This is a genomic window from Pseudomonas moraviensis subsp. stanleyae, from assembly GCF_036283065.1.
In the GTDB taxonomy this organism is placed as follows: domain Bacteria; phylum Pseudomonadota; class Gammaproteobacteria; order Pseudomonadales; family Pseudomonadaceae; genus Aquipseudomonas; species Aquipseudomonas stanleyae.
Genome location: NZ_JAADJI010000012.1, coordinates 97,503 through 120,717 on the forward strand (window position 1 = coordinate 97,503; position 23,215 = coordinate 120,717).

Annotated in this window: 24 protein-coding genes; 15 read left to right on the forward strand and 9 right to left on the reverse strand. The window is 59.6% G+C overall.

Going from position 1 to position 23,215, the window contains the following annotated elements:
- Positions 1-136: 136 nt before the first annotated feature.
- From GXB78_RS21905 to GXB78_RS21925, 5 genes are all read left to right on the forward strand, one after another.
- Entirely contained in the window at positions 137-646 is a 510-nt protein-coding gene (locus GXB78_RS21905) for a CinA family protein (protein ID WP_329516951.1), read from the forward strand.
- On the forward strand, positions 643-1,161 hold the full coding sequence (locus tag GXB78_RS21910) for a hypothetical protein (protein WP_329516952.1): 519 nt from the start codon (positions 643-645) through the stop codon (positions 1,159-1,161). The genes GXB78_RS21905 and GXB78_RS21910 overlap by 4 nt, the downstream gene beginning before the upstream one ends.
- A gap of 7 nt (positions 1,162-1,168) precedes the next feature.
- A complete protein-coding gene (locus tag GXB78_RS21915) occupies positions 1,169-1,624 on the forward strand; it encodes a DUF421 domain-containing protein (protein ID WP_329516953.1) in 456 nt (151 codons plus the stop codon).
- 86 nt (positions 1,625-1,710) lie between these two features.
- Positions 1,711-1,938, forward strand: coding sequence for a PLD nuclease N-terminal domain-containing protein (locus tag GXB78_RS21920; RefSeq protein WP_329516954.1), 228 nt, complete (start codon positions 1,711-1,713; stop codon positions 1,936-1,938).
- 108 nt (positions 1,939-2,046) lie between these two features.
- On the forward strand, positions 2,047-2,193 hold the full coding sequence (locus tag GXB78_RS21925; protein ID WP_329516955.1) for a hypothetical protein: 147 nt from the start codon (positions 2,047-2,049) through the stop codon (positions 2,191-2,193).
- A gap of 113 nt (positions 2,194-2,306) precedes the next feature.
- Here GXB78_RS21925 and GXB78_RS21930 read toward each other — a convergent pair whose 3' ends face one another.
- Complete coding sequence (locus tag GXB78_RS21930) at positions 2,307-3,530, reverse strand: MFS transporter (protein WP_329516956.1); 1,224 nt, start codon at positions 3,528-3,530, stop codon at positions 2,307-2,309.
- Between the two features lie 109 nt (positions 3,531-3,639).
- Here GXB78_RS21930 and GXB78_RS21935 point away from each other — a divergent pair, with 109 nt between their 5' ends.
- Positions 3,640-4,095 (forward strand): winged helix-turn-helix transcriptional regulator, encoded by a 456-nt coding sequence (locus tag GXB78_RS21935; RefSeq protein ID WP_329516957.1) that lies wholly within the window; start codon positions 3,640-3,642, stop codon positions 4,093-4,095.
- 138 nt (positions 4,096-4,233) lie between these two features.
- Here the strand turns inward: GXB78_RS21935 and GXB78_RS21940 are convergent, their stop codons facing one another.
- A complete protein-coding gene (locus tag GXB78_RS21940; protein WP_329516958.1) occupies positions 4,234-4,593 on the reverse strand; it encodes a DUF6124 family protein in 360 nt (119 codons plus the stop codon).
- A gap of 461 nt (positions 4,594-5,054) precedes the next feature.
- On the opposite strand from GXB78_RS21940, the gene GXB78_RS21945 reads away from it, so the two are divergent.
- On the forward strand, positions 5,055-5,771 hold the full coding sequence (locus tag GXB78_RS21945) for a class I SAM-dependent methyltransferase (protein ID WP_329516959.1): 717 nt from the start codon (positions 5,055-5,057) through the stop codon (positions 5,769-5,771).
- Positions 5,772-5,785: 14 nt separating this feature from the next.
- Here GXB78_RS21945 and GXB78_RS21950 read toward each other — a convergent pair whose 3' ends face one another.
- The 6 genes from GXB78_RS21950 to GXB78_RS21975 form a co-directional block, all read right to left on the reverse strand.
- Positions 5,786-6,034 carry a DUF6555 family protein gene (locus GXB78_RS21950; RefSeq protein ID WP_329516960.1) on the reverse strand — a complete coding sequence of 83 codons (249 nt, stop codon included), beginning with the start codon at positions 6,032-6,034 and terminating at the stop codon, positions 5,786-5,788.
- Between the two features lie 84 nt (positions 6,035-6,118).
- Complete coding sequence (locus GXB78_RS21955) at positions 6,119-6,325, reverse strand: hypothetical protein (RefSeq protein ID WP_408005150.1); 207 nt, start codon at positions 6,323-6,325, stop codon at positions 6,119-6,121.
- 178 nt (positions 6,326-6,503) lie between these two features.
- A complete protein-coding gene (locus GXB78_RS21960) occupies positions 6,504-7,436 on the reverse strand; it encodes an MBL fold metallo-hydrolase (RefSeq protein WP_329516962.1) in 933 nt (310 codons plus the stop codon).
- Between the two features lie 40 nt (positions 7,437-7,476).
- Positions 7,477-8,679, reverse strand: coding sequence for an NAD(P)/FAD-dependent oxidoreductase (locus tag GXB78_RS21965; protein ID WP_329516963.1), 1,203 nt, complete (start codon positions 8,677-8,679; stop codon positions 7,477-7,479).
- 223 nt (positions 8,680-8,902) lie between these two features.
- Positions 8,903-9,259, reverse strand: coding sequence for a response regulator transcription factor (locus GXB78_RS21970; protein WP_329516964.1), 357 nt, complete (start codon positions 9,257-9,259; stop codon positions 8,903-8,905).
- 96 nt (positions 9,260-9,355) lie between these two features.
- Positions 9,356-10,360, reverse strand: a complete 1,005-nt coding sequence (locus GXB78_RS21975; protein WP_329516965.1) for a GlxA family transcriptional regulator — start codon at positions 10,358-10,360, stop codon at positions 9,356-9,358.
- Positions 10,361-10,559: 199 nt separating this feature from the next.
- On the opposite strand from GXB78_RS21975, the gene GXB78_RS21980 reads away from it, so the two are divergent.
- Both GXB78_RS21980 and GXB78_RS21985 read left to right on the forward strand, forming a co-directional pair.
- Positions 10,560-11,231, forward strand: a complete 672-nt coding sequence (locus GXB78_RS21980) for a response regulator transcription factor (protein ID WP_329516966.1) — start codon at positions 10,560-10,562, stop codon at positions 11,229-11,231.
- 75 nt (positions 11,232-11,306) lie between these two features.
- Entirely contained in the window at positions 11,307-16,781 is a 5,475-nt protein-coding gene (locus GXB78_RS21985; RefSeq protein ID WP_329516967.1) for a trifunctional serine/threonine-protein kinase/ATP-binding protein/sensor histidine kinase, read from the forward strand.
- An 83-nt stretch (positions 16,782-16,864) separates the two neighbouring features.
- On the opposite strand, the gene GXB78_RS21990 is transcribed toward GXB78_RS21985, so the two are convergent.
- A complete protein-coding gene (locus GXB78_RS21990) occupies positions 16,865-17,632 on the reverse strand; it encodes a sulfite exporter TauE/SafE family protein (RefSeq protein WP_329516968.1) in 768 nt (255 codons plus the stop codon).
- 153 nt (positions 17,633-17,785) lie between these two features.
- On the opposite strand from GXB78_RS21990, the gene GXB78_RS21995 reads away from it, so the two are divergent.
- The 6 genes from GXB78_RS21995 to GXB78_RS22025 all read left to right on the forward strand — a co-directional run bounded on the left by GXB78_RS21995 (position 17,786) and on the right by GXB78_RS22025 (position 23,134).
- Positions 17,786-18,652 (forward strand): LysR family transcriptional regulator, encoded by an 867-nt coding sequence (locus tag GXB78_RS21995; protein ID WP_329516969.1) that lies wholly within the window; start codon positions 17,786-17,788, stop codon positions 18,650-18,652.
- A 307-nt stretch (positions 18,653-18,959) separates the two neighbouring features.
- Positions 18,960-19,511, forward strand: coding sequence for a nucleotidyltransferase family protein (locus tag GXB78_RS22005; protein ID WP_329516970.1), 552 nt, complete (start codon positions 18,960-18,962; stop codon positions 19,509-19,511).
- 47 nt (positions 19,512-19,558) lie between these two features.
- Positions 19,559-19,975 carry an NUDIX hydrolase gene (locus GXB78_RS22010; RefSeq protein WP_329516971.1) on the forward strand — a complete coding sequence of 139 codons (417 nt, stop codon included), beginning with the start codon at positions 19,559-19,561 and terminating at the stop codon, positions 19,973-19,975.
- A gap of 463 nt (positions 19,976-20,438) precedes the next feature.
- A complete protein-coding gene (locus GXB78_RS22015; protein ID WP_042609640.1) occupies positions 20,439-20,798 on the forward strand; it encodes a DUF6124 family protein in 360 nt (119 codons plus the stop codon).
- Between the two features lie 138 nt (positions 20,799-20,936).
- The gene (locus GXB78_RS22020; RefSeq protein ID WP_329516972.1) at positions 20,937-22,478 is read left to right on the forward strand and encodes a T6SS phospholipase effector Tle1-like catalytic domain-containing protein; all 1,542 of its coding nucleotides are present in this window, start codon (positions 20,937-20,939) and stop codon (positions 22,476-22,478) included.
- Positions 22,478-23,134 carry a DUF2931 family protein gene (locus GXB78_RS22025; RefSeq protein WP_329516973.1) on the forward strand — a complete coding sequence of 219 codons (657 nt, stop codon included), beginning with the start codon at positions 22,478-22,480 and terminating at the stop codon, positions 23,132-23,134. The genes GXB78_RS22020 and GXB78_RS22025 overlap by 1 nt, the downstream gene beginning before the upstream one ends.
- Positions 23,135-23,215 lie beyond the last annotated feature (81 nt).

Genomic DNA, 23,215 nt, shown 5'->3' on the forward strand with positions numbered 1-23,215 from the left:
AGTCTATGAGGGTAGGTGATCGCGCCGGACGGGGCGGAAAACTTTCTCGAAAGAGGCGTTTGCACGCCCGGCAAATCCGGCGGAATGATCAGCGCAGCGAGCGGTCAACCGGCAATAAAAGCTTCGAGAGGCCGCCATGTCCATTGCCAACGATACGATTGAATACCTGCGCCAACATTCGCTGATGATCACTACCGCCGAGTCCTGTACGGCAGGAGAAATCGTCATGCTGCTGTCGGAAGTGCCCGGCAGCGGTGAATTGATCGAATGCGGCTACGTGGTCTATTCGCCGCAGGCCAAGCAGCGCTTGCTCCACGTCAGCCCGACGACCATGGAAATCTTCAACCTGACCAGCGTTGAAGTTGCCAGTGAAATGGCCATCGGTGCGCTGCGCGACAGCACCGCCAACGTCGCGGTCGCCACCACCGGCATTCTCGGCCCCGACGATATGGACGGCATCAAGGCCGGTACGGTGTGTTTCGCCTGGGCGTTTCAGTTCGATGACCGACATTTTCTGTTCAGCACCCGGCAATGGTTTCCCGGATCGCGCAGCGAAGTGCAGACCCGAGCCTCGGAATTCGCCTTGCAGCAGTTGCCGGGTTTTCATCGTCGTGCCTTGCGCGGTGAAGGAGGGTGGCACCCATGAAGGATGATACTGACCATCCCGATCTGCGCAGCAGGCACTTCCCGGTGCAGGAGGACATGGCCTACCAACTGAAGGTCTGGCGCTTCGAGCACATCGGTTGGTATCTGTTGGTGGTGTGCATGCTGCTGGGCCTGTTGGGGCTGTTTTCCCGTGGCGTGCTCAGTTCGCAGGACGCCCGCAGCGATGATGGCAAAGTCCAGGTCGAATACGAGATGTTCCATCGCAATGGGTCGACCAATCCGCTGAAACTCAGCGTGCACGCAACGCCTGAAGCCACCGTCGAACTGGACATCGGCGGTGAGATGCTCGATGGCTTCAGCATTGAAACCATGCAACCGGCACCCGTGCGTATGCGCAGCTCAGCGCAGGGCATGCGTTTGTGGTTGCAGGCGGATGCCCAGGGCCAGGCGACGCTTTACCTGACCCTGCGCGGCGACGGCCTGGGCCTGTATCGCAGCCATATCCGGGCGCCGGGCTCCAGCGAAGTGAAGCTCACTCAATTCATTTACCCATAGGTGACCCATGGATTCGGTCTTGCGCGCCCTCGCGATGTATCTGGCACTGATGGTGCTGTTCAAAATTGCCGGCCGGCGTTCGCTGGCCGAGCTGACGACGTTCGATTTCGTCTTGCTGATGATCATCGGCGAAGCCACCCAGCAAGCGTTGCTGGGCGATGATTTTTCCCTGACCAATGCGTTTCTGGTGATCATTACGCTGATTGCCGTGGATGTCGGTTTTTCCCTGCTCAAGCAACGTTCGAGCTGGGTCTCGCGGCTGATCGATGGCGAGCCGACGATCATTGTCGAGAACGGCAAGCTGTTGCACCGCCGACTGCGCCATGCGCGGCTGGTCGAGGCGGACGTCATGGAGGCGGCGCGCTCCAGTCAGGGCATAGAAACCATCGAGCAGATCAAATTCGCGATCATCGAGCGCAACGGCAAGATTTCGGTGATCCGCCAGGAGCCGGAAGGCGGCTGAGCCTTTAGTACCGCGCGGTCGCATTTTTTTTGAACGCTGAAATCGCCTCGCAGCCCAATGCTTACAAGTCATCGGAGGATTGCGAAATGAACGAGGCAGCGAGTTATTTTTCCATCGCCGTGGCGGTGATCATTCTGCTGGTCGACCTGTGGGCGATTGTCAGTGTGTTTCGCAGCAACAAGAGCGTCGGCGTCAAAGCCGCTTGGGCGATCGGTCTGATCGTGTTCCCGGTGCTCGGCCTGATCGTGTGGGGCGTCGCCGGGCCGCGGGGCATCAAGGAAGGGCCTTCTTCGCCGGAGCACAGCAAGGGCTGAAAATCTGATGCATTCCTGGAATGAATTTGCGCACATCCCGGAAGAAGGTGAACGATGCTAGGTCAAGCTTGAACCGGGTGGCACTACCACTGCTGAAAGGAGATCGTCATGAAAAAAATCTGTGTGTGTCTGGGGTTCTGCTCAATGTTTCTGTTGAGCGGCTGCTTCGATTCCAACGATGCGCCGAACAAGGACGGCGACAAGAGCAAGCCATCCGTGCAAATGCAGACCGACAAGCCCGAGGAGAGCAAGTAACTGCTGGCAAATAATCCCTGTGGGAGCGAGCCTGCTCGCGAAGGCGTCAGGTCAGACAATTCGCTGCTGACTGGATGCTCCGTCTTCGCGAGCAGCCTCGCTCCCACACTGGTTCAGTTCGAGTAGCCGTATTCCAGCCATGCCCAGTACAGCAGCGCCACAGCACTGATCCCGCCCCCGAGAAAACACACCGCGACCCAGCCAGATTGCGCATAGGTATACGTCGCCGCAATCGCCCCCAGACCACTGCCCACCGAGTAGAAACACATGTAAGCGCCCACCAGTCGGCTCTGCGCATCGGGCCGTGCGGCGAAGATCAGGCTTTGATTGGTGACGTGCACCGCTTGCACGGCAAAGTCGAGCAGGATCACCCCGACGGCCATCGCCAGCAGCGAACGGTCGACAAATGCGATGGGCAGCCAGGACAACGTCAACAGGGTCAATGCGATGCCAGTAGTGCGATTGCCCAAACCGCGATCGGCAAGTCGCCCGGCCCGGGCGGCGGCGAGCGCGCCTGCCACCCCGGCCAGACCGAACAGGCCGATCTGCGTATGGGACAACGACAGGGGCGGCGCGCTGAGCGGCAGTACCATCGACGTCCACAACACACTGAATGCGGCGAAGATCAGCAGGGCGAAAATGCCGCGGATGCGTAATACCCGCTCAGTCAAAAACAGTTGGAATACCGAGCGCAGCAATTGCCAGTAACTGCCCTGCGCGGGCGGTTTTGCCGAGGCGGGCAGGGTGCGCCAAAGCACCAAAGCCATGCCGATCATCATGCCTGCCGAGACAAAATACACGGCGCGCCATCCGGCCAGATCAGCCACTACGCCGGAAACGAAGCGCGCCAGCAATATCCCCAGCACCACGCCACTGGTGACGGTACCCACGGCGGCGCCGCGCTGCTCCGGGTTTGCGAGGCTGGCGGTACAGGCGACCACCACTTGCACCACCACCGCCAGCAGACCCACCAGCACCATCGCGCCGAGCAGCATGGTCCAGCTCGCGGCCAGGCCGACTGCACACAGCGCCAGCGCTGACAAAAGCAACTGGCTGACGATGAGTTTCTTGCGATCGAGCAGATCCCCCAGCGGCACAATGAACAACAGGCCTGCGGCATATCCGAGCTGTGTCGCCGTGACCACGACGCCGATCGCTCCCGGCGAAACCCCAAGGCTGGCGGCCATCGATTCCAGCAACGGCTGGGCGAAGTAAACATTGGCCACCGCCATGGCGCAGGTGATTGCAAAGAGAAAAGTCTGCAAGCGACTCAGCCCAATCGTTGTGCTGCCAGCTGCGGCTTGCGCATTGACCAGGGTTTGCGTCTGCCAGGGCATCCTTGCTTCCTCGTAGTGTGGTTTTGAATTGAAACCGATGCGTTGATCTTTATCCATTCAGGTTGTTAAATGCAACCACATTCAGCCGTCAAAGCAAGCCTGGAGCAACATGGCCCGACAGCAATTACTGGCCCAAAGCGAATGCCCGGTGGCCCGAACCCTTGAAGCCATCGGCGATCGCTGGGCGTTGATGATCATCCGCGATGCGTTCGATGACGTGCGCCGTTTCAGCGAATTCCAGAAACGTCTGGGCCTGGCCAAGAACATCCTCACGGTCAAACTGAAAATGCTTGTCGAGCTGGGTGTGCTGCAGATTCAACCGGCGTCGGACGGCAGTGCCTACAAGGAGTACGTGCTCACCGACATGGGCCGCGCGGTCTTTCCCATCGTCGTCAGCCTGCGGCAGTGGGGCGAGCGCTTTCTGTTTGCGGAGGGTGAGGAGCACTCGATTCTGCTCGACAACGAACGGGCCGAGCCCGTTGAGACCATCGCCGTGCGCTCCAGGGCCGGCGTGGTGCTGACCCCGGCCGACTGTCACCGAAAAGTGGTCACGCGCAGGCGCTGAAGCGGCGCACAGCCGTCAACCTGTTCATGTGTCCATCGCGAGCAGGCACGCTCCCACTCTGGAACGCGGTCAAACTGTGGGAGCGAGCCTGCTCGCGAAGAGGCCGGCTTGAACAGCGAATAACTCAGCCGGCCGGCATTACCCCGTCAACTCAAGATTATCCAGCACCCGATTTACCGCTAGCTCACTGAGCATGATCAGCTGTGCAATTCCCATCAATGTCCGGCGCTGCGACGGCTTCATCAGCCCGGCGAATTCCTTGGCGATGGTTTTCGCCGAGGCGAGGGTTTCGCAGGCGTTGGCCAGCAGATCTTCGTTTTTGGTGTCGGCGGTGACGGCGTACATGGCGCGCGGGCTTTGCGGCGGTGGGGTGGAGCCGGGCGGGCAGAGGTAATGGTCGAGGGCGCGGTCGGCGGCTTCGTGGAGTTTTTTTGAATCGAGGGATTCGTAGGGGGAGGTGGGGTCTGTTTCAGGTGGATTCGGTGTGGGTTTGAACATGATCTTCTTTTTCCTGTCTGGAAGCGGCCACTCCGAGCTACTAAACAGGGGGTGGCAGCTGTACGCAGGTTAGTAGACCGGGGAAAAGAAGAAAGCCGGCGCGCCCGAAAGCGCCCTACGCACAGCCGCCATCAAGTGCAGGCCTGAAAAAGCCTGTGTGACGAACACCGGTGCAACCTTCTTTTGCCATGGGCTACTAAACCCGATCACTGGAAATCAGTGACGCGAATCAAGTTACCGATGGGCCTCCAGACGCACAAGCCGGCGGATTCTGGCGTAGTCGTAGGTAGCGGCGCAAGACGTTGTAGTCTTGCGCCGGTAACGCGGCGTGTCTTTTAAACAGCAGCGCCGAACCATTTAAACAACTGCACATTCCCCAGCGGAATGCCCCCTATGAAAACATTGGATTTTTCATCTCCGCTCCCACGGCGTAGCGTGCCGTGAAGACAAGGAGCATCGCCATGACCCAACCTGCCACTGATTCCACCGCCAAATTCGACACCTCTCGCGCCAACGAATACGCCCGACAAAGCCGCATTGCCCTGGCGGGTTACGATGCTTGTCACGACTTGTCCGCCTGCATGCTCGCCGCCAGCCTCGGTCCGTCGCGTTCGGCAAACGTGCTGGTGGTGGGCGCGGGCGGCACCGCGCAGGAAATCATCGCCATGGCCGCGCTGGAGCCGGAATGGCGCTTCACTGCGGTCGATCCTTCCGAGCCGATGCTGGAGGCTGCAACCGAGCATCTGCGCGCTAATGATTTATTGCACAGAACTCAGATACATCTGGGCCACGTCGAGGACTTGCCAGCGCAAGCGTCATTTGACGCCGCCACGCTGATCGGCGTGCTCCACCACTTGGGCGGCGACGCAGCCAAGCAGCAAATCCTGCACTCCATTCAGGCTCGTCTCAAGCCCGGCGCGCCGTTGATCGTGGCCGGCAATCATTACGCTTACACAAGTCAACCGTTGCTGCTGCAAGCCTGGAGCCAGCGCTGGCGACAGCAGGGCGCAACCGCCGACGAGGTGCAGGCGAAACTCGGGAAGATCTTGCAGGGCGCTGATCCGCCGCACTCGGAGGCGGCGGTTCAGGCGTTGTTGCATGACGCCGGATTCGGCGACGTGACCCGGTTTTTCAGCAGTCTGTTCTGGGGCGCATGGCTGACCTGCAAAATCAGTTGAACAATTCGGTTTGCCTAAGCCTCCGTCCAGTTCAGCGCAGCGGTTTCGCGCCACTTCACCTCGGTGATCCCATAGCGCTCGGCCTGGGGTTTGGAAACCACTTTCAACGGTGGTTTACCCGGTTTCGGAATCGGCGCAATACCGGCGTCACAGCTCGCCCAATGCCAAGCGTCGGCGTTGCGCATACTCTTGGCGCGGATGACGAATGATTTTGGCTGGTCGTGATGTTTGTATTCGATGACGAAAATATCGGTGCTACGCATGAGTTCCTCCTTACGCTCATACGTAAATGATTTTGTCCGACAAGAAAAATTCAAAGGATTTTCTGGCCAGATGATCAGCGTCACTCAGCGCTCTAAAACGCGGTTCTTCATGAAGCCGCGCAGGTTCATCAGGAACAGGCAAAGCTGCAGAACGATCAGCGCGTAAGCCCCGGCATAGACGCCCCAGATCACCCACAGCAAATTGCTCAGACTGAAAAAAACGAAGCCGCTCATGCGCCGTTGCGGTCGTTGCGAACCGATCAGCCAGGCGGCCAGTACGGTGACCAGCATCGCCGGCCATTGCACCCAATCCAGATATGCCAACGCTCTGTCCTCTGCACAGATTTGTTTGATGCAGAAATGGTACACAGCTACCGAGGGTGGGTCACCGCCCGCACGGCTGCAGGTAGCATCAGCGGTGGAAACAGCTTCGCCCGACCGGTGCCGGGCGAAGACTTTCAGGCGCTCTCTAGTAGTCCCAGATCGCCGGAATCCAGCGGAAAGCATCACCGTTGACCGCGACCCGACCCACCGAAGGGAAGGCCAGGTGCGTGGCGACGAACAGCTCGCCGCTGGCGGCGGCTTCCTTGAGCAGACGTACGCGCACCTCCACCGATTTGGCCGGGTCGTGTTCGAAACCGTTGTGCCAATCAGGATGATCGAACGCGACCGGGAACAGCGCATCGCCGGCAAAGGTCAGCCGCTCGCCGCCAGAGTCGACGTAGACCACGCAGTGTCCTGGCGTATGCCCGCCGGTGAGTCTGGCGACCACGCCGGGTGCCACCTGACATTCGTCTTCGAAGATCTGCAGCTTGCTTTCATAGTGATCGATGAACGCGTTGGCGGTGCTGCGCAGGACGTCCGGCACCGGCGCGGGCATGTCGGTGTAAGTGAAATCCGGCGTGGTCCAGAAATTCACTTCGGCGGCGGTGACGTGGATGCGCACGTCGTCGCGCAAACGGCTTTTCACCGAGTCGACCAGCAGGCCGCCGATATGGTCCATGTGCATGTGGGTGATGACGATGTCGGTGATGTCGGCGAGGTCGACACCGGCAGCGGCCAGGCGCTTGGGAAACTGCCCGGCGCGCGGGAAACCGGGGAACTGGCCACCGAGTCCGGCGTCGACGAGGATGACTTGCTCGCCGCTGCGCACCACCAGCACGTTGAGCGCCCAGTCGAAAGCATCGGGGCCCAGGTACATGTCCTTGAACCAGGCGGCACGGTCGGCGGGATCGGCGTTGGTCGACATGGTCTGGGTCGGCAGCGGCAAAACACCGTCGCTGATCACCATCACATCGATGTCGCCCAGGCGCAGTGCGTAGCGCGACGGCACCAGTTCTTCGCTCGGGGTTTGCAGGGTCACGGCGCGATTGGCGGTGAAGGAATCCAGATGCAGGGTCATGGTGTTCTCCTTGTTTTCAGGGCAAAAGCGGAGGGCGAAATCAGGCTACCGGGATCAACGGGTCGGCAGCCGCGAGGGCGGTGCGACGATCGGCGGCCGGCGGGTAGATCCACACAGTGTTGATTTGTGTCTTCAGCTCTTTGGCTTCGGCTCCGACCAGTTTCAGCTGTCGATCCCAACCCTCGGTGTACACCGCGCCCCAGGCGCCAAGGTCAAGGCACGTCACGTACTTCGGCTGGCGGTAGGTGGTCGGAGCCACGCCGAGCAGATCGGCCGCCGCGTTGTTGCCGGCGTAACGACCGAGGCTGATGGCGTGCTGGCAGGACATTGCCGCGTAGTTGCCGAGGTCATCAGTGGCGGCGCGAGCGACATCTCCGGCGGCGAATACATGATCGATGCCTTGTACTTTGAGATTGCCGTCGACATGCAGGCGGCCCTGAGTATCGCGTTCGGCGTCGAGCTGTTCAGTGAGCGGGCTGGCGCGGAAACCCACGGTCCAGATAACAGTGTGGCTTTCGATGTGGCGGCGATCGGCGAGGGTGACGCCATTGGCATCCACGGCGGCAACGCTGGCGTCGACGATCCATTCGATACCCAGTTCGTTTGACGCTTCGATGATTGATGGACGAATACCGTCGCCCATGGTCGCGGCGATGTCCTTGCTGCGATCAACAATGATCACGCGCAGGTCTTGATCCTCACCGAGAATCGCGCGCAGGCGCGCCGGCATTTCTGTCGCGGTTTCAATCCCGGTGAAACCGCCACCGGCGACCACCACGGTGTTGCGCCCAACGCTGGTCGGTTGGTCGGCGAGGGCGATGAGATGGCGTTCCAGACGCGCGGAGGATTCGATTTGATCGACATCGAACGCATGCTCCTTCAGCCCTGGAACCGGCGGCCGTGCGAGCTGGCTGCCGCTGGCGAGAACCAGCCGGTCGTAGCTCAGTTGACCCGGACGCCCGGCCTCGTCGCGGTAACCGATTCGGCGCGCCTCGGCGTCGATGCTGTCAGCGGTGCCTTTGACGAAACGCACACCCACCGCATCGAACAACGCGTCCAGCGGCGCGTACATGCTGTGCACGTCCGGCTCGTAGAAGCGCGGGCGAATGCGCAATTCAGCTTGCGGGGCGAGCAGTGTGATCTCCACGTCCTGACGGTCATGCATGTCCAGCAAACGCGCGGCGCTCAACGCACTCCACAGCCCGCCGAACCCCGCACCGATCACCAATAATTGCTGTTTCATAATGTGCTCCCTGACGCTGATGGATGGATGAACCCGAGCCCGATCCGGACTCTGGCGTGACGATCACTGGCCGCCGCAACTGCTTGCCGTACTGCCTGGCGCTCAATCGTTCGCTGTCGAGAGTCATGCTAGGGCGGGGAGGCGGCGGGCGCAGTTGTCCATCGGTGTGGGGGGGGGTATGCATGGGTGGAAGGGGGGTATACGAAGGTATGAAGCGACGGGGTCAACCCAGCGCGTGCTCCAGGCAGGCGAGCAGACGCTCGGCCAGAAAAGGCTTCGCCAGACATGCAATGACGCCGTTCACACTGGTAGGCAAATCGCCCGCATGCGCCGATACAAAAATCACCGGCACGCCAAATCCTCGAGCCTGCAGCACAGCATGCATCTGCAAACCCGTCATGCCCGGCATCTGAATATCGGAAATCAGACAATCGGTCTGCGCCGGCCCCTCGGATTCCAGGTATTGCACTGGTCCGACGTAGCTGAGCACCTGGTAACCCGACGCCCGCAGCAGGCTGCTCAGCGACGTTCGCATTGCCTCGTCGTCGTCCACTACCGCAATGACATGCGTCTTGTGCATAACGCTCCCGGGCCGGGTGGCCGAGCTGGTGACTCCTGTCGTTCTTGCACCATACGCCGATGGCCTGCGGGCAAAACTATACCTAGGTATAGCGGCTCAGCCATCGCGGCTGAAGCGGCTGCGGTAGTCGCGTGGGGAAATCGACAGGTGTCGCTGGAAGCAGGCGCGCAGGCGTTCTTCATCGCTGAAGCCGCACAGGCGGGCGATTCGTTCGATTTTGTGCGGGGAGTTTTCCAGCAGGCGTTTGGCCGCTTCGAGTCGGAACAGCTCGAGCGCTTTCGAGGGCGTGCGCCCGGTGCGTGCTTTGTAGACGCGCGTGAAGTTGCGCAGGCTCATCGCGGCTTGCTCGGCCAGACGTTGCACGGTCAGGTTGGGATCGCCGAGGCGGTCCATCAACCACAGGTGCAGATCATCGAACAGCGAACCGTCCTGCGCCTGCGATTGCAGCAGCGTGCTGTATTGCGCCTGACCGCCGGGGCGTTTGATGTAAACCACCAGTTCCCGCGCGACCTGCAGCGTCACTTCGCGGCCGCAATCTGCCTCGACCAGCGCCAGCGCCAGATCGATGCCGGCGGTGACTCCGGCCGAGGTCCAGACCTTGCCTTGCTGAATGAAAATCGCATCAGTATCCACCTCGATCGCTGGAAAGCGATTGCGCAGAGCGTCGCACATCGCCCAGTGGGTGGCGGCGCGGCGGCCGTCGAGCAAACCGGCCTGGGCCAGCAGGAAGGCGCCGCTGCACACCGAAACCACGCGGCGGGCGCGGTGGGCATGATCTCGTAGCCAGTCGCTCAGTTCGCGGTGCTCGTCGAGGCTTTGGCAGATGTCCGGCGCGCCGGGCACGACCAGCGTGTCCAGCGCGGCGCTGTCGAGCGTGCTCAACGCCCGGGTATCGATGGGCAGACCTTCGACGGTCTGGATCATGCCGCCGTTGAGGCTGGCGGTGTGCAGTTGATAGCCGGGCTGACCGCGTTCAGTCAGGGCTTTGCCCGCCGCCCAGAACACGGTCTGCGCACCGCTGAGATCGAGCAGGCTCATGCGCGGGTAGGCGATGAACACCACGTCGCGCGGGGCAGAGGGAAAAGAGGGGTGGGTGGACATCGCGGGCCTGCCTGTTTGCAGTGCCGAAGGCGGGACTGCCTCAGCCTGGCCGATTTTCAGGGGTTTCTGGCCGGCCGGCAATGGCGACGACTGTTAGCCTGATCGCTGACCGTCCGGCCGGTGGCTGGCTGCGGTCGCCATCCTGAACTAGATTTGTTGACCAGCCCGATGCGTGCTGCGATCTCGCCGAGGAGAAACCATGACCGTGTGGTCGCATTCCAGCCCTGCGCAAAGTCCCGCTGTGCTCAGCGAACCGGTGGTGTACGTGGTCGATGACGACACCTCGATGCGCCAGGCACTCGACAGCTTGCTGCGCTCGATCGGTCTGCGAGTGCAGACCTTCGACAGTGCCGCGGATTTCCTCGCGCAAGCGCAACGTGAGGTGCCCGGTTGTCTGGTGCTCGACGTGCGCTTGCGCGGCGAAAGCGGTCTGACTTTTCAAGAGCAGATGGAAAAAAACGGCTTGCGCATCCCCGTGGTCTTCATGACTGGCCACGGCGATATCGCCATGAGCGTCAAGGCGATGAAGGCCGGTGCGGTAGATTTTCTGGCCAAGCCGTTCCGTGATCAGGACATGCTCGATGCGGTGGCCAGTGCATTGGCCCGCGACCGTGCGCGGCTGGACGCCGAACACTCCGGCGCCGTACTGCGTCGGGCTTACGAAACCCTGACCATCCGTGAGCGCGAAGTGCTCGCTTTCGTCATTGCCGGACTGATGAACAAGCAGATTGCCGGGCAACTCAACCTCAGTGAGGTCACGGTCAAAGTCCATCGCGGTCAGGTCATGCGCAAACTGGCCGCGCGTTCGGTGGCCGATCTGGTGCGTATCGCTGAAGCGCTGGGCATCGAGCCTGTGCAGCGCAGCCCCTGAGCATCACAGGCATCGTTGAGCAACCGCAGGTCTTGCCACCGTGCGGCAGAAGAACCTTGAGCAGTGTCGACGCAGATGGCCAGCAGAAAACAGATTTTGTGGGACGACGGCGAGCGGGTGCTGTCCCGTGAGCGCGGTTCGGGAGAGGGCAGCGTATTGGCGATGCGTCCGGCGCTGGGTCAGCCTTTGCCGGCGACCCTCGACCGGCTCGCGCACGAATACAGCCTCAAGGAAGACCTCGATCCTGCCTGGGCATTGCGGCCGACTGCTTTCGAGCGCGCGGGCACACGGGTTCGCCTGCTGTTCGATGATCCGGGCGGCGAGCCGTTGTCGCGATTGCTGGTCGCACCGCTGGGCATCGAAACCTGCCCGGAACTGGCTGCGAACATTGCCAGGGCGCTGGGCCATCTGCATCAGCGTGGTCTGGTGCACAAAGATCTGAAACCACAGCACATCGTCGTCCATTGCCGTGATGGCGCGGCGCGGTTGACCGGCTTCGGTCTGGCCTCGCGCTTGCCCCGCGAACGGCAAGCGCCCACGCCGCCGGAGACCATCGCCGGCACGCTGGCCTACATGGCGCCGGAGCAAACCGGGCGGATGAATCGCTCGATCGATTCACGCAGTGACCTGTATGCCTTCGGCGTAACGCTTTACCAGATGCTCACCGGTTCGCTGCCGTTCAGCGCCAATGAGCCGATGGAGTGGGTGCATTGCCACATCGCTCGGCTGCCGATGCCAGCGTGCGAAAGAGTGGCAACGGTGCCGGCGATGCTTTCCCGGGTGGTCATGAAGCTGCTGGCCAAGACCGCCGAGGAACGCTATCAGACCGCAGCCGGCGTCGAGCATGACTTGCGCCGGTGCCTCGACGAATGGCGCCGGGCGCGGCAGATCGAGACCTTTACGCTGAACGAGCAGGGCGCCTTCGAGCGCTTGCTGATCCCGGAAAAACTCTACGGCCGCGAACACGAAGTGCAAACACTGATCGATGCCTTCGCCAGTGTGGTGCAAACAGGCGCGCCGGCGCTGGTGCTGGTTTCCGGTTACTCCGGCATCGGCAAATCGTCGGTGGTCAGTGAACTGCACAAAGTGCTGGTGCCTTCACGTGGCCTGTTCGCCGCCGGCAAGTTCGACCAGTACCAGCGCGACGTGCCGTATTCGACATTGGTGCAGGCGTTTCAGGGCCTGGTGCGCACGCTTTTGGGCAAGCGCGCCGAAGTGCTGGCTGAATGGCGCGCAACACTGGTGCGGGCGCTGGAACCGAATGCACGATTGATCACCGATCTGATCCCCGAGCTGAAGCTGATCATCGGCGAGCCGCCCGCCGTGCCAGAGCTGGAACCGCAGCAGGCGCAGCAGCGCTTCCTCCTGGCCTTGCAGCGGTTCATCGGTGTGTTCGCCCAGGCCGAGCACCCGCTGGCACTATTCCTTGACGACCTGCAGTGGCTCGACGCGGCCACGCTCGATCTGCTTGAAGATTTGCTCAGCCGCGCCGAGATTCCTCATCTGCTGCTGGTCGGCGCCTATCGCGACAACGAGGTGGATTGCGATCACCCACTCAGCCGCACCCTCAACACTCTGCGTCATGCCGGCGTGCAGATTGACGAGATTCGTCTGACGCCTCTGGCTGGCGCGCACATCGAACAATTGATCAGCGAGTCGTTGCGCTGCCCGCCGGCGAGTATCGTCGCGTTGGCGCGGCTGGTGCTGGACAAGACTGCCGGCAATCCGTTTTTCGTCATCCAGTTTTTCCACGCCCTGGCCGAGGAAAAACTGCTGATCTACGAGCCTGAGCGCAATCGCTGGCGTTGGGATGTGCACCTGATCAACGGCAAGGGCTACACCGACAACGTCGTCGATCTGATGGTCGGCAAATTGGCGCGGCTGCCGCTGGAGACCCGCCTGGCCCTGCAACAACTGGCCTGCCTGGGCAACGTCGCACGTTTCGACACGCTGCCCACTGTCCTCGACCTGCCGGTACCTCGCGTCCACGCGGCGATATGGCCGGCGGTGCGGCTGGAGCTGGTCGAGAGGCAGGACGGTGCCTACAGGTTTGTGCATGACCGCATCCAGGAAGCAGCGTATTCGCTGATCGCTGAGACCGAACGGGCGCAAATGCATCTGCGCATCGGCCGCCTGCTGGCGCTACAAACACAGGGTGAGCGGCGCGAGGAAGCGATCTTCGAAATTGTCGGCCAGCTAAATCGCGGTGCGCACCTGATCAGCCTGCGCGCCGAACGTGAGCAGCTCGCCGAATTCAACCTGCTCGCTGGTCAGCGCGCCAAGGCCTCGACCGCCTACACCTCGGCGCTTACCTATCTGGGTGCCGGCGCAGAGCTGCTGGGCGAGCAGGGCTATGACAGTCGTCATGAACTGGGTTTTGCTCTGGAGCTGAACCGCGCCGAATGCGAATTTCTCACCGGCCAATTGGCGCTGGCCGACACGCGCCTGGCGACATTGGCCGAGCGCGCCGTGACCACCGTCGAGCGCGCGGCGGTGGCCTGCCTGCAAATGGATGTCTATCTGCTGCTTGATCGCAGTGACCGTGCGGTGGCGGTGTGTCTGGCCTATCTGCGTCAGGTCGGCATCGATTGGTCAGCGCATCCGGACGATGCCCTGGTACACGATGAGTATCAGCAGGTCTGGACCCATCTGCACGGACGCGCTATCGAGCAGATGATCGACTTGCCGCCGATGGAGGACTCCGCCGCACGGGTGACCCTCGATGCGCTGGGCAAACTGTTCGCGCCGGCAGTGCAATCGAACTTGAACCTCGCCAGCCTGACCATCTGCAAAGCGATCAGCCTGAGCCTGCAATATGGCAACTGTGACGCCTCGTGCCTGCTCTACGCCAATTTCGGCCGCGTGTCGGGGCCGCGTTTTGGCGATTATGCCGCCGGCTATCGATTTGGCCGTCTGGGCTGCGATCTGGTTGATCGACGTGGGCTCACGCGTTACGAGGCGAGCACCTATTTGTGTTTCTCGATCTTCGTGGTGCGCTGGATGCGGCCAGTGCGCGAGTGCCGTGAGCTGTTGCGCCGTGCACTCAACGCGGCCCATCGCAGCGGGGATCTGCCATATGCAGCGTTTGCCGGAAACAGCCTGATTTCCGATCTGCTGTATATCGGCGAGCCGCTGCCCGAGGTGCAGGCTCAGGCTGAAGCAGGGCTGGCCTATGCGCAGAAGGTCGGTTTCGGGTTGGTGGCGGATTTCATGCGCTGCCAGTTGGCACTGATCCGCACGATGCGCGGACAGACGCCGCACTTTGGCTGTTTCAACGATGACGGATTCGACGAAACAGCTGTCGAGGTGCATCTGGCCAGCTCGGCAGATCTGGCGCTGGCGCGCGGCAAGTACTGGGTGCGCAAGTTGCAGGCGCGCTACCTGGCGGGAGATTACGCGGCGGCCGCTGAGTGCGCGGCACAGGCGCAGGGACTGTTGTGGGTGATTTCGGCGTTTTTCGAGGAGGCCGAATACCATTTTTATGCGGCGCTGACCTTGACGGCGCACGGCGAAACTCATGGCGATGCGTTGCAGCGCCTGGGCCAGCACCATGCGCAGTTGCAGACGTGGGCGCGCCTGTGTGCGGAAACCTTCGCCAGTCAGGTGGCGCTGGTCGGCGCGGAAGTGGCGCGCATCACCGGGCAGTTGCTCGAAGCCGAGTTGCAGTACGAGCAAGCCATTCAGTTGGCCCAAGACAATGGTTTGCTTCATATCGAAGCGCTGGCCAACGAACTGGCGGCGCGGTTCTACAGTGCTCGAGGTCTGGCCAAGATATCCCGCGTCTACCTGCGCGACGCGCGTTACGCCTATCTGCGCTGGGGCGCCGCCGGCAAAGTGCGGGAGCTGGAACGACGCCACCGTTTTCTGCGCACTGAAGAAGCACTGCCCAGTCCGACCACCACCCTGATCACAGCGGTGGAACAACTGGACCTGGCGACGGTGCTCAGGGTCTCTCAAGCGGTCGCCGGCGAAATCGTCCTTGACCGTTTGATTGAGACGATAATGCACATCGCGATCGAACAGGCCGGGGCCGAGCATGGCCTGCTCATTCTGCTGAATGCCGACGTGCCCTATATCGCCGCGCAAACCCGCATCGGCGACGGTGCCACGCAGCTGTGCAACGAACCACTGCACGCGGTGGGGCTGGCTGAGTCGGTGCTTTACCAGACGCTGCGCACCGGTGCAAACCTGTGCCTGGACGACGCCGTTGCGGATCAGCTATACGCTGCTGATCCATACGTTCAGCAGCGTGGCGCGCGCTCGATCCTGTGCCTGGCGCTGATGAATCAGGCACGGGTGGCCGGGGCGTTGTATCTGGAAAACAACCTGTCCGCCGGGGTATTCAGCCCGGCGCGTCTGGCCGTGCTGCGGCTGGTGGCATCGCAGGCCGCGATCTCGCTGGACAACGCGCGCCTGTACCGCGACCTCGCCGAGCGCGAAGCGAAAATCCGTCGGCTGGTCGATGCGAACATCATCGGCATCATTGTGTGGAGTGTGGAGGGGAAGATCATCGAGGCCAACGACGCGTTCCTGCGCATGGTCGGCTACGCCCGGGATGAGCTGCTGTCGGGTCTCGTGCATTGGCGCGACATGACCCCGCCGTCGATGCGCGCCAACAGCGACGCCGCATTGGCAACCGCCATCCGCACCGGCCGCGCCCAGCCATTCGAAAAGGAATACGTCCGCAAGGATGGCAGTCGGCTGCCGGTGATTGTCGGTCTGGCCGCATTCGAAGCCAGTCAGCAGCAGGGGCTGGCCTTCGTGCTGGATATCAGCGAACGCAAGCTCGCCGAAGAACAAGTGCGCGAAGGCGAGCGCCGTTATCGCCAGGTGCAAACGGAACTGGCCCACGCCAATCGCGTGGCAACCATGGGCCAGTTGGCCGCGTCGATCGCTCACGAAGTCAATCAGCCGATCGCCGCCACGGTAACCAATGCCAACGCCGCGCTACGCTGGCTCGGTGCGCAACCGCCGAACCTCGACGAGGTGGAGCAGGGCCTGCGGCATATCATTGTCGATGGCAACCGGGCGGCAGACGTTCTCGGACGCATCCGCGCGCTGATCCACAAAACGCCGCCGCAGCGTCAGCCCGCCAACCTCAATGCGCTAGTGGAAGAGATGGTCGGGTTCAGCCGTGGTGAAGCGCTCAAACACGGCGCCGAGGTGAGCACTCAGCTGGCCGCAGATTTGCCTCTGGTGTCAGTCGACCGAGTCGAGCTGCAACAGGTGTTGCTCAACCTGATCATCAACAGCCTCGAAGCCATGGCGAACATGGAAGAAGGGCAGCGGCGACTGCTGATTCGCAGTAGAGCGTTAGGCGACAACGTGCAAATCAGCGTGAGCGATTCAGGTCCAGGCTTCGCCTGCGAACAGGCAGAGCAGGTGTTCACGGCGTTCTACACCACCAAATCCACCGGGCTGGGCATGGGCCTGTCGATCTGCCGCACGATCATTGAAAGTCATGGCGGGCGGTTGTGGGCCGAGCGCAATGAACCGAGGGGCGCGCGGGTGGTGTTTGGCTTGCCGCGTTGTGAAGAGCCTGACCGCTAGCAAGGCTACCAGGTATCAGTTTTGACTTGCCAGGGCAGGCGATCCTCGGGGGTTCACGACGGATTGTCTGAGCTGGCTAATGTCTACGAAAATATATTGATGCCCATTCTTCCTATCAGAAATACAAGCAGAATCAGGAAAAAAACTCTGATGAAGCTGCTTCCATAACGTAATGCCAAGAAGACACCGGTCAGCGCGCCGGCCATATTGCATAAAGCAACCACGCCGCCAATCGCCCACAAGACATTACCGGAGGGGATAAAAAATATAAGCGCCGCGCTGAACGTCCCCAGATTGACCAGTTTTGCAGAGGCTGATGCATTGAGGAAATCAAAGCCAAAGACCTTGACGAAGATAAACAGCAGCAGGCTGCCACTGCCCGGGCCGAAGACACCGTCGTAAAAACCGATCAGGCTGCCAAAGAAAATTCCAAGGCAAATGTCTTTCGTTCCAAAGTGTCGGTCTTTGCCTGCCAAACCAAGTTTTTTTTCCATAAATGTGTAGATAGCCATGACTATCAATATGAAAAAGACAACGATCTCCATCAATCTTTTAGGGACAAGGGATACTGAGAGAGCTCCGAGAAAAGAAGATAAAAAAGCAGCGAGCATGGTCGGAAGCATTAAATTCCAGCGGATTTTTATGCGCTTCAGATAACCCGATATTGATGAAATATTGCCAGCCAGAACCGCCAGTTTGTTGGTGCCGAAAACGGTGGCAAGGCTGTACTGGGGCAGAGCATGTAAAAGTGCTGGCACCTGTACCAGGCCTCCGCCACCGACCGCAGCGTCTATCAGGCCACCACAAAACGCGAAGAAACCCAATGCAAGAACAGCGTGTTCAACATCCATGCATTGAATCCTCGTAGAACTTCGATTTTTGGGGGTGAAGGCATGGTTGCTCATAGGGCGCAGGCGATGACCAGTCAGGAAAATAAACCTCATTGAGGGCATACAACAACTGACTTATATTGATTCGATTGTTCACTTTCAATGAGTATTGGGATGGAATTGTCGCAGCTCGTCATGTTCAAAAAGGTCGCTGATCGAGGCAGTATTATTCGTGCTTCTGAAGAGCTGCACTGTGTGCCGTCCAATATCACCAATCGAATCAGACAATTGGAGCGAGAACTCGGGGTTGATCTTTTTATAAGGAAAGGCAGGGGATTGATCATCAGCCCTTCCGGTCAGATTTTTCTCGGCTATACCAACAAAATCCTGTCTTTGTGCGAGGAGTCGCACCGAGCGCTTGATCTGTCGTCAGCGCCATCGGGGGATCTCAGGATTGGCGCCATAGAATCGTCTGCTACGGGCAGGTTACCCAAGCTGTTGTCCAGGTATCATCAACTTTACCCGGCGGTGCAGATGCAATTCAGCACTGGCGACTGGTCGCATTTATCCGCTGAGGTAGTCAGTCATAAACTGGATGGGGCAATCATTGCCGTGAGGCCGGAACACTCGGATATCGAGAGTATCGAGATCTATGAGGAGGATCTGGTCCTGATTGCTTCGCCGTCCGCCGGGCCACTAAACCATCCAGAGGATTTGCATGGCATGGATTTATTCATGTGGCCTGAAGGATGCCCCTACCGGAGGACGTTGGTTGCCTGGCTGGAGCGGCACAACATATCCAACCCGATAACAAGCATAGCCAGTTATGGCACCATCCTTGGGTGCGTCAGTGCGGGCGCGGGGGTATCGTTGGTACCGAAAGGAATATTTGATCAGTTCCAGCAAATCGGCGGCATTCGAGGATTCTTCTTCAAAGATCTAACGCCCGTGCAAAACTACTTTATCTGGAACAAGCACGTTGAATCTCATCGTGCAAAAGACAAGTTTGCCGATTTGCTCAAGGAAGAGTTCAAGGTTTGAGCAGTGAGCGCCAGTTGACCCTATCGTGCAAAGCTCGCCTGCGCGAGTCATTCAGCACAAGGGACTTGTTCGGGTAGCGCGCGCAAATGAAATCGAAAAAAGCGCACACCTTGGGCGCGGCGAGCCGACGGGAAACGTGCAGCACCCAGACTTCCGGCTCAACGGCGGTCACCATGCCCCATTGCATCAACTTGCAGCGAGCGAATTGCGGCTGATGGAGTGAGGAAGCGGGGCAACGCCGGCGCCGGCGATGTCTTACCGATACGTCTGATAGGCTCTTCCACTCAAGTGCAATGGATTGGACAAATTGAATCTTGAAGCGCAACTGCGGGATCTGATTACCCGGGATCCCGTCCGGATGCACATCCTGCACACAGTCAGGAATCTGAAATTGCCGGACAGCTGGGTTGCCGCCGGGTTTGTGCGCAGCCTGGTCTGGGATCATCTGCACCAGCGCGAACCCTCGCCGTTGCCAGAGGACATTGATGTCATCTGGTTCGACAAAACACGTCCCAGTGCGCAAACGGACTCAGCCTTGGAAGCCGAGCTTGCGACGCTGTGTAGCGGCGTCAACTGGTCGGTAAAGAACCAGGCACGCATGCACCAGCGCAACGCCGATGCGCCTTATGGAGCAGTTGCCGATGCAATGACGTTCTGGCCTGAAACTGCGACGGCAGTCGGGGTCAGGTTTGGCCAGAATGACGAAATAGAGGTTTTGGCACCGTTGGGGCTTGAGGATCTGTTCGCGCTGAAAGTGCGGCCGACCGCCCGATTTGAAAGTGATAAATACGCGATGTTTGTGGAGCGCGTGCAGTCAAAGAGATGGTTCGAGATCTGGCCGAAGTTGACGCAGGGTTGATGCCGCATTTCGCGGGTGATCGTTTTACTACCGATAAGGAAATCGCTATGCATCCCGATAAGGCCTGCTCGGTCGTGCTGTGTTTAGCGCTGCGTCCCAGGATTCTTTTGTTTCGTCATCCGCAGGCTGGGGTGCAACTGGTGAAAGGATCCATCGAGCGCGGAGAAACACCCGCTCAGGCCGCTTTGCGAGAACTGGCGGAAGAGTCCGGCATAGACGACGCGACAATCGCTCAGGATTTGGGATGCTGGGAGTCTGGCCACCAAGCACAGGTCTGGTCGTTCCAACTTTGCGCGGTGCTTGGGCCACTGCCGGAACGATGGTCTCACCAGACACTGGATGATCATGGGCATGTTTTCGATTTTTTCTGGGCCCCGCTCGATGACTTGCCGTATGACGATTGCCACCCTGTGTTTCGTCGAGCACTGGGGTTTTTGAGTGAGGTTTTGAAGGCCCAAGGATAACTAGCGGCAGAGGATTTGAGTTGCCCAAACACCAATGATGTTGGACGAGCCCCAATCCCTTGTAGGAGTGAGCCTGCTCGCGATGACGCCAGCCCATTCACCACCAAATAAACAGAAAACCCTCAGCCCGTTTAAACAGTAACTCCAGCCTTAAGCAAACGGCTACAACGCCTTGCGCCATTCCCTACGACTACGCCAGAATCCGCCGGCTTGTGCGTCTAGGTCGCGGGTTCTATCGTCTGTCGGTCGCTGCAGAACAGCGATCGGGTTTGGTAGCCCGCCATAACTAGTCGCATCGCGCGCCGTTCGCGGACCTGCTTCAGGTCTCTGCTCAATGGTGGCCATGCGCAGGACACCTTCGGGTGTGCCGGTTCCTAGTTACCGGTCTACCAACCCGCGTATGGCCGCCACCTTCGTTTGGTAGCGAATGTGAAGGCTCCTTTTCCTAACTAGGAGTTTCACCATGTTCAAAGTCACACCCAATCCGCCAACCACCGACCCCGCATCCCCCTACGAATCCAGCGCCTCGAAAAAACTCCACGAAGCCGCCGAACGCGCCCTCGATCACTACCTCGGCCCGGCGGACATACTGGCCAGCACCAACATCCCGGAACAGATGTTCCTCGCCAACCCGAAATACGACACCGAATCCCTGCTGGCCAACGCGAGCGAATCCCTCGGCTCGGCCACCACCATGCTCTACGACTTCGCCGCGCTGCTCGACAACCCGCGCCGCAAAACCCTGCTGGGCATCGCCCAAGTCGTCATGCTCGGCGAAATCGCCGTGAACCAAGCTTTGGATAAAGTCGAAATAGCCAAATAACCCCCAACGCGACGAGAGCTAAACCTCGTCGCATCCCACGGTCGTGCCATGGCTGGCACACCGCCACGGCTTGCACCACCCGGCCCCGACTGTCACCCTTCGGGCCGTTCTTCAAGGATCAGAACAAGGAATCAAGGATTGAGTGGCTACGTACCAAACCCGCCGAAAAACTACCGCTACGAACAAGCCAAACCCGTCGACATACACGCCCAGCACTGGGCCGAGTATGAGAAACATGGGAAAGAACCTGCGCGCGAGCCAGAGAAGATTGGCATCGCGTTGAGGATCGGGGTGTTCTTTGATGGCACGGGCAACAATGCCAATAACTCTGCTGCGGGGTTGTTGTGTGGTGCTCAGCATCCGATTGCGCCGGAGGATATTCCGGCTAGCTGTATGCCTTACATGAGTGATCCGGACAGTAGTTATGGAGCCGGGCCATCCAATATCAAGAAATTGTATTCTCTATATAAAAAGACCCAGAAAGCCGAAGGCGATGGCGTTCTTAAGTACGTCTCAAGTCCAATATACGTCGAGGGTATAGGCACGGAAAGCAATCAGAAGGATAGCGCCGTGGCTTCTGGAACGGGGCGAGGTGAGACCGGTGTTACGAGTCGCGTACAAGCGTCCTTCACGCAGATAAAACAAGCTATTGAAGAGGCACTGCAAGAGAACCCCGACAGTGAAATTGCGTCCCTGACGTTTGATACATTTGGCTTCAGTCGTGGGGCTGCTGCTGCACGGCACTTCGCAAATGAAGTGGTGCGGGGTAAGCGGGGAGCTTTAGGAGATCTCCTAAACCGGAACGCCGGAGATTTCAGTCGCACCTTTGATAATCAATACGGAAACGGCATCAAAATGGGTTTTATCGGGCTCTTTGACACGGTGCCCTCGATTGCCGGCTTCACCAATCTCGGCCGGGTGAAAAGTCCTATAGCTCCCGGTGTGAGGCTTTACCTCGACCGTAAATACTTCACCGATGTCGTACATCTCGTAGCGCGTGATGAATGTCGCGCTAATTTTGCGCTCAGTCGAGTGAAACCTGCGCACCCTGAGTACACTCTCCCCGGGGTTCATTCGGACATTGGCGGCAGCTATCTCGATGAAGTAGAGGAATGCGTGCTCGTCAGCCCTATGCAAACTCTCGCTGTACCTCGGTACGTAGACGTTTCAACGACGTCGATTTATCACGACGCTGCGCGCGTAAAAAGCGAGTGGATTGCTAAAGGATGGCCTGCGCATCTGCTGGAGATTGTCACCCCGGCTTCCTTCGAAATCCCGCAAGAGCATCAAGACAGGCTTTCACCGGGGCAGAAGCGCGTATATGCCGCTCTACAACTGAAACGTCCGGTGAGCGGAAAACTGTCGCGGGTTTATTTGAGAGTCATGCATCAGCTGGCAAAAGAAAAGGGCATTCAATTCATCGACATACCCGAAGATGACGAATACTCCGTGCCGGCAGAACTCCAATCTCTTTGTGATCGATTTCTCACAGGAAACTACAGAACAACTGCAGAAGAAGAGGCTTTGCTCAGGCTAAAGTACATTCATACCTCTGCAAACTGGAATCATCCCCTCGGAAGAAGAGACGGGAGCGGTATCGACGCGGTTTACATCAACGCCCCGACGGAAGACGCGATCCGTGTACAACATCCTCACGTAGCTGATTGGAAGCTCTGGTAATGAAGTCTGTAGTTGCTCTGCTTGGCGCTTTATTGTTAATGGGCTGCCAGAACGGAGGTTTGGAAAGTGGAGAAAGCGACCCCAAGTCTCCTTGGTGGCAAATAGGATTCGTTGAGCCGAATTACATGAAAATCTGGGTTGAAGACAGCTCGGTGCTGGATATCAATAACAGAATGTTTTTCAGAATCGGCGGAAAATCTGCTCCCGGAGGCGAACCAGAAGATGGGACGGAGTCTGCCCGCGGTTGGGGAACCGTCGGTGGTTCTGGAGTTTCGGTAACCGGTGCTGACCTTCCTCGAATGATTTTTGTCCGTTGGCAGTCGATATCGGAGCAAAAAACCTATAAAGGCTTCATAGAGATTCCAGAAGAAGCGAGGCAACTGATGGTGCAGTCCACACACCAGCGGTGCCCGAAAACTCCCGAAAGAACCGCACGTTACTCGGCAACGCTACTCGTGGGTCTCGCCCCGGGGGGAGCGCTCCAGGCGTGGGTCAGGGACTCATGCCACCGCCCGATAAAAGTTTCCCATGCTCAAGGCGAACTCGAACCTCTCGGCCCGGAGCAGGGCAAGCATGGCGGGCGCTATGCCTATCCGGTGAGTGAAAAGGCCAAACGGTATATCGACAAGTTCGGCATCCCGTACGGTAGTTGGTAAGTGCCTTGCCTTGGAATGCAATCACCCTAACAGGAGCGATTCTGCTGATCCGATATCGAGCTGGCGGCGATAAGCAGGACT

Excerpts from the sequence above, each read along its gene's own strand:
- GXB78_RS21945 (WP_329516959.1), top strand. The coding sequence starts at position 5,055 with ATGACCCAACCTGCCACTGATTCCACCGCCAAATTCGACACCTCTCGC.
- GXB78_RS22025 (WP_329516973.1), top strand. The coding sequence starts at position 22,478 with ATGAAGTCTGTAGTTGCTCTGCTTGGCGCTTTATTGTTAATGGGCTGC.
- GXB78_RS21970 (WP_329516964.1), bottom strand. The coding sequence starts at position 9,259 with ATGCACAAGACGCATGTCATTGCGGTAGTGGACGACGACGAGGCAATG.
- GXB78_RS21905 (WP_329516951.1), top strand. The coding sequence starts at position 137 with ATGTCCATTGCCAACGATACGATTGAATACCTGCGCCAACATTCGCTG.
- GXB78_RS21995 (WP_329516969.1), top strand. The coding sequence starts at position 17,786 with ATGGAATTGTCGCAGCTCGTCATGTTCAAAAAGGTCGCTGATCGAGGC.
- GXB78_RS21940 (WP_329516958.1), bottom strand. The coding sequence starts at position 4,593 with ATGTTCAAACCCACACCGAATCCACCTGAAACAGACCCCACCTCCCCC.
- GXB78_RS21920 (WP_329516954.1), top strand. The coding sequence starts at position 1,711 with ATGAACGAGGCAGCGAGTTATTTTTCCATCGCCGTGGCGGTGATCATT.
- GXB78_RS22010 (WP_329516971.1), top strand. The coding sequence starts at position 19,559 with ATGCATCCCGATAAGGCCTGCTCGGTCGTGCTGTGTTTAGCGCTGCGT.
- GXB78_RS21990 (WP_329516968.1), bottom strand. The coding sequence starts at position 17,632 with ATGGATGTTGAACACGCTGTTCTTGCATTGGGTTTCTTCGCGTTTTGT.
- GXB78_RS21975 (WP_329516965.1), bottom strand. The coding sequence starts at position 10,360 with ATGTCCACCCACCCCTCTTTTCCCTCTGCCCCGCGCGACGTGGTGTTC.
- GXB78_RS21960 (WP_329516962.1), bottom strand. The coding sequence starts at position 7,436 with ATGACCCTGCATCTGGATTCCTTCACCGCCAATCGCGCCGTGACCCTG.
- GXB78_RS21925 (WP_329516955.1), top strand. The coding sequence starts at position 2,047 with ATGAAAAAAATCTGTGTGTGTCTGGGGTTCTGCTCAATGTTTCTGTTG.
- GXB78_RS21950 (WP_329516960.1), bottom strand. The coding sequence starts at position 6,034 with ATGCGTAGCACCGATATTTTCGTCATCGAATACAAACATCACGACCAG.
- GXB78_RS21955 (WP_408005150.1), bottom strand. The coding sequence starts at position 6,325 with ATGCTGGTCACCGTACTGGCCGCCTGGCTGATCGGTTCGCAACGACCG.
- GXB78_RS21980 (WP_329516966.1), top strand. The coding sequence starts at position 10,560 with ATGACCGTGTGGTCGCATTCCAGCCCTGCGCAAAGTCCCGCTGTGCTC.
- GXB78_RS21910 (WP_329516952.1), top strand. The coding sequence starts at position 643 with ATGAAGGATGATACTGACCATCCCGATCTGCGCAGCAGGCACTTCCCG.
- GXB78_RS21965 (WP_329516963.1), bottom strand. The coding sequence starts at position 8,679 with ATGAAACAGCAATTATTGGTGATCGGTGCGGGGTTCGGCGGGCTGTGG.
- GXB78_RS21935 (WP_329516957.1), top strand. The coding sequence starts at position 3,640 with ATGGCCCGACAGCAATTACTGGCCCAAAGCGAATGCCCGGTGGCCCGA.
- GXB78_RS21915 (WP_329516953.1), top strand. The coding sequence starts at position 1,169 with ATGGATTCGGTCTTGCGCGCCCTCGCGATGTATCTGGCACTGATGGTG.
- GXB78_RS22015 (WP_042609640.1), top strand. The coding sequence starts at position 20,439 with ATGTTCAAAGTCACACCCAATCCGCCAACCACCGACCCCGCATCCCCC.
- GXB78_RS21985 (WP_329516967.1), top strand. The coding sequence starts at position 11,307 with ATGGCCAGCAGAAAACAGATTTTGTGGGACGACGGCGAGCGGGTGCTG.
- GXB78_RS21930 (WP_329516956.1), bottom strand. The coding sequence starts at position 3,530 with ATGCCCTGGCAGACGCAAACCCTGGTCAATGCGCAAGCCGCAGCTGGC.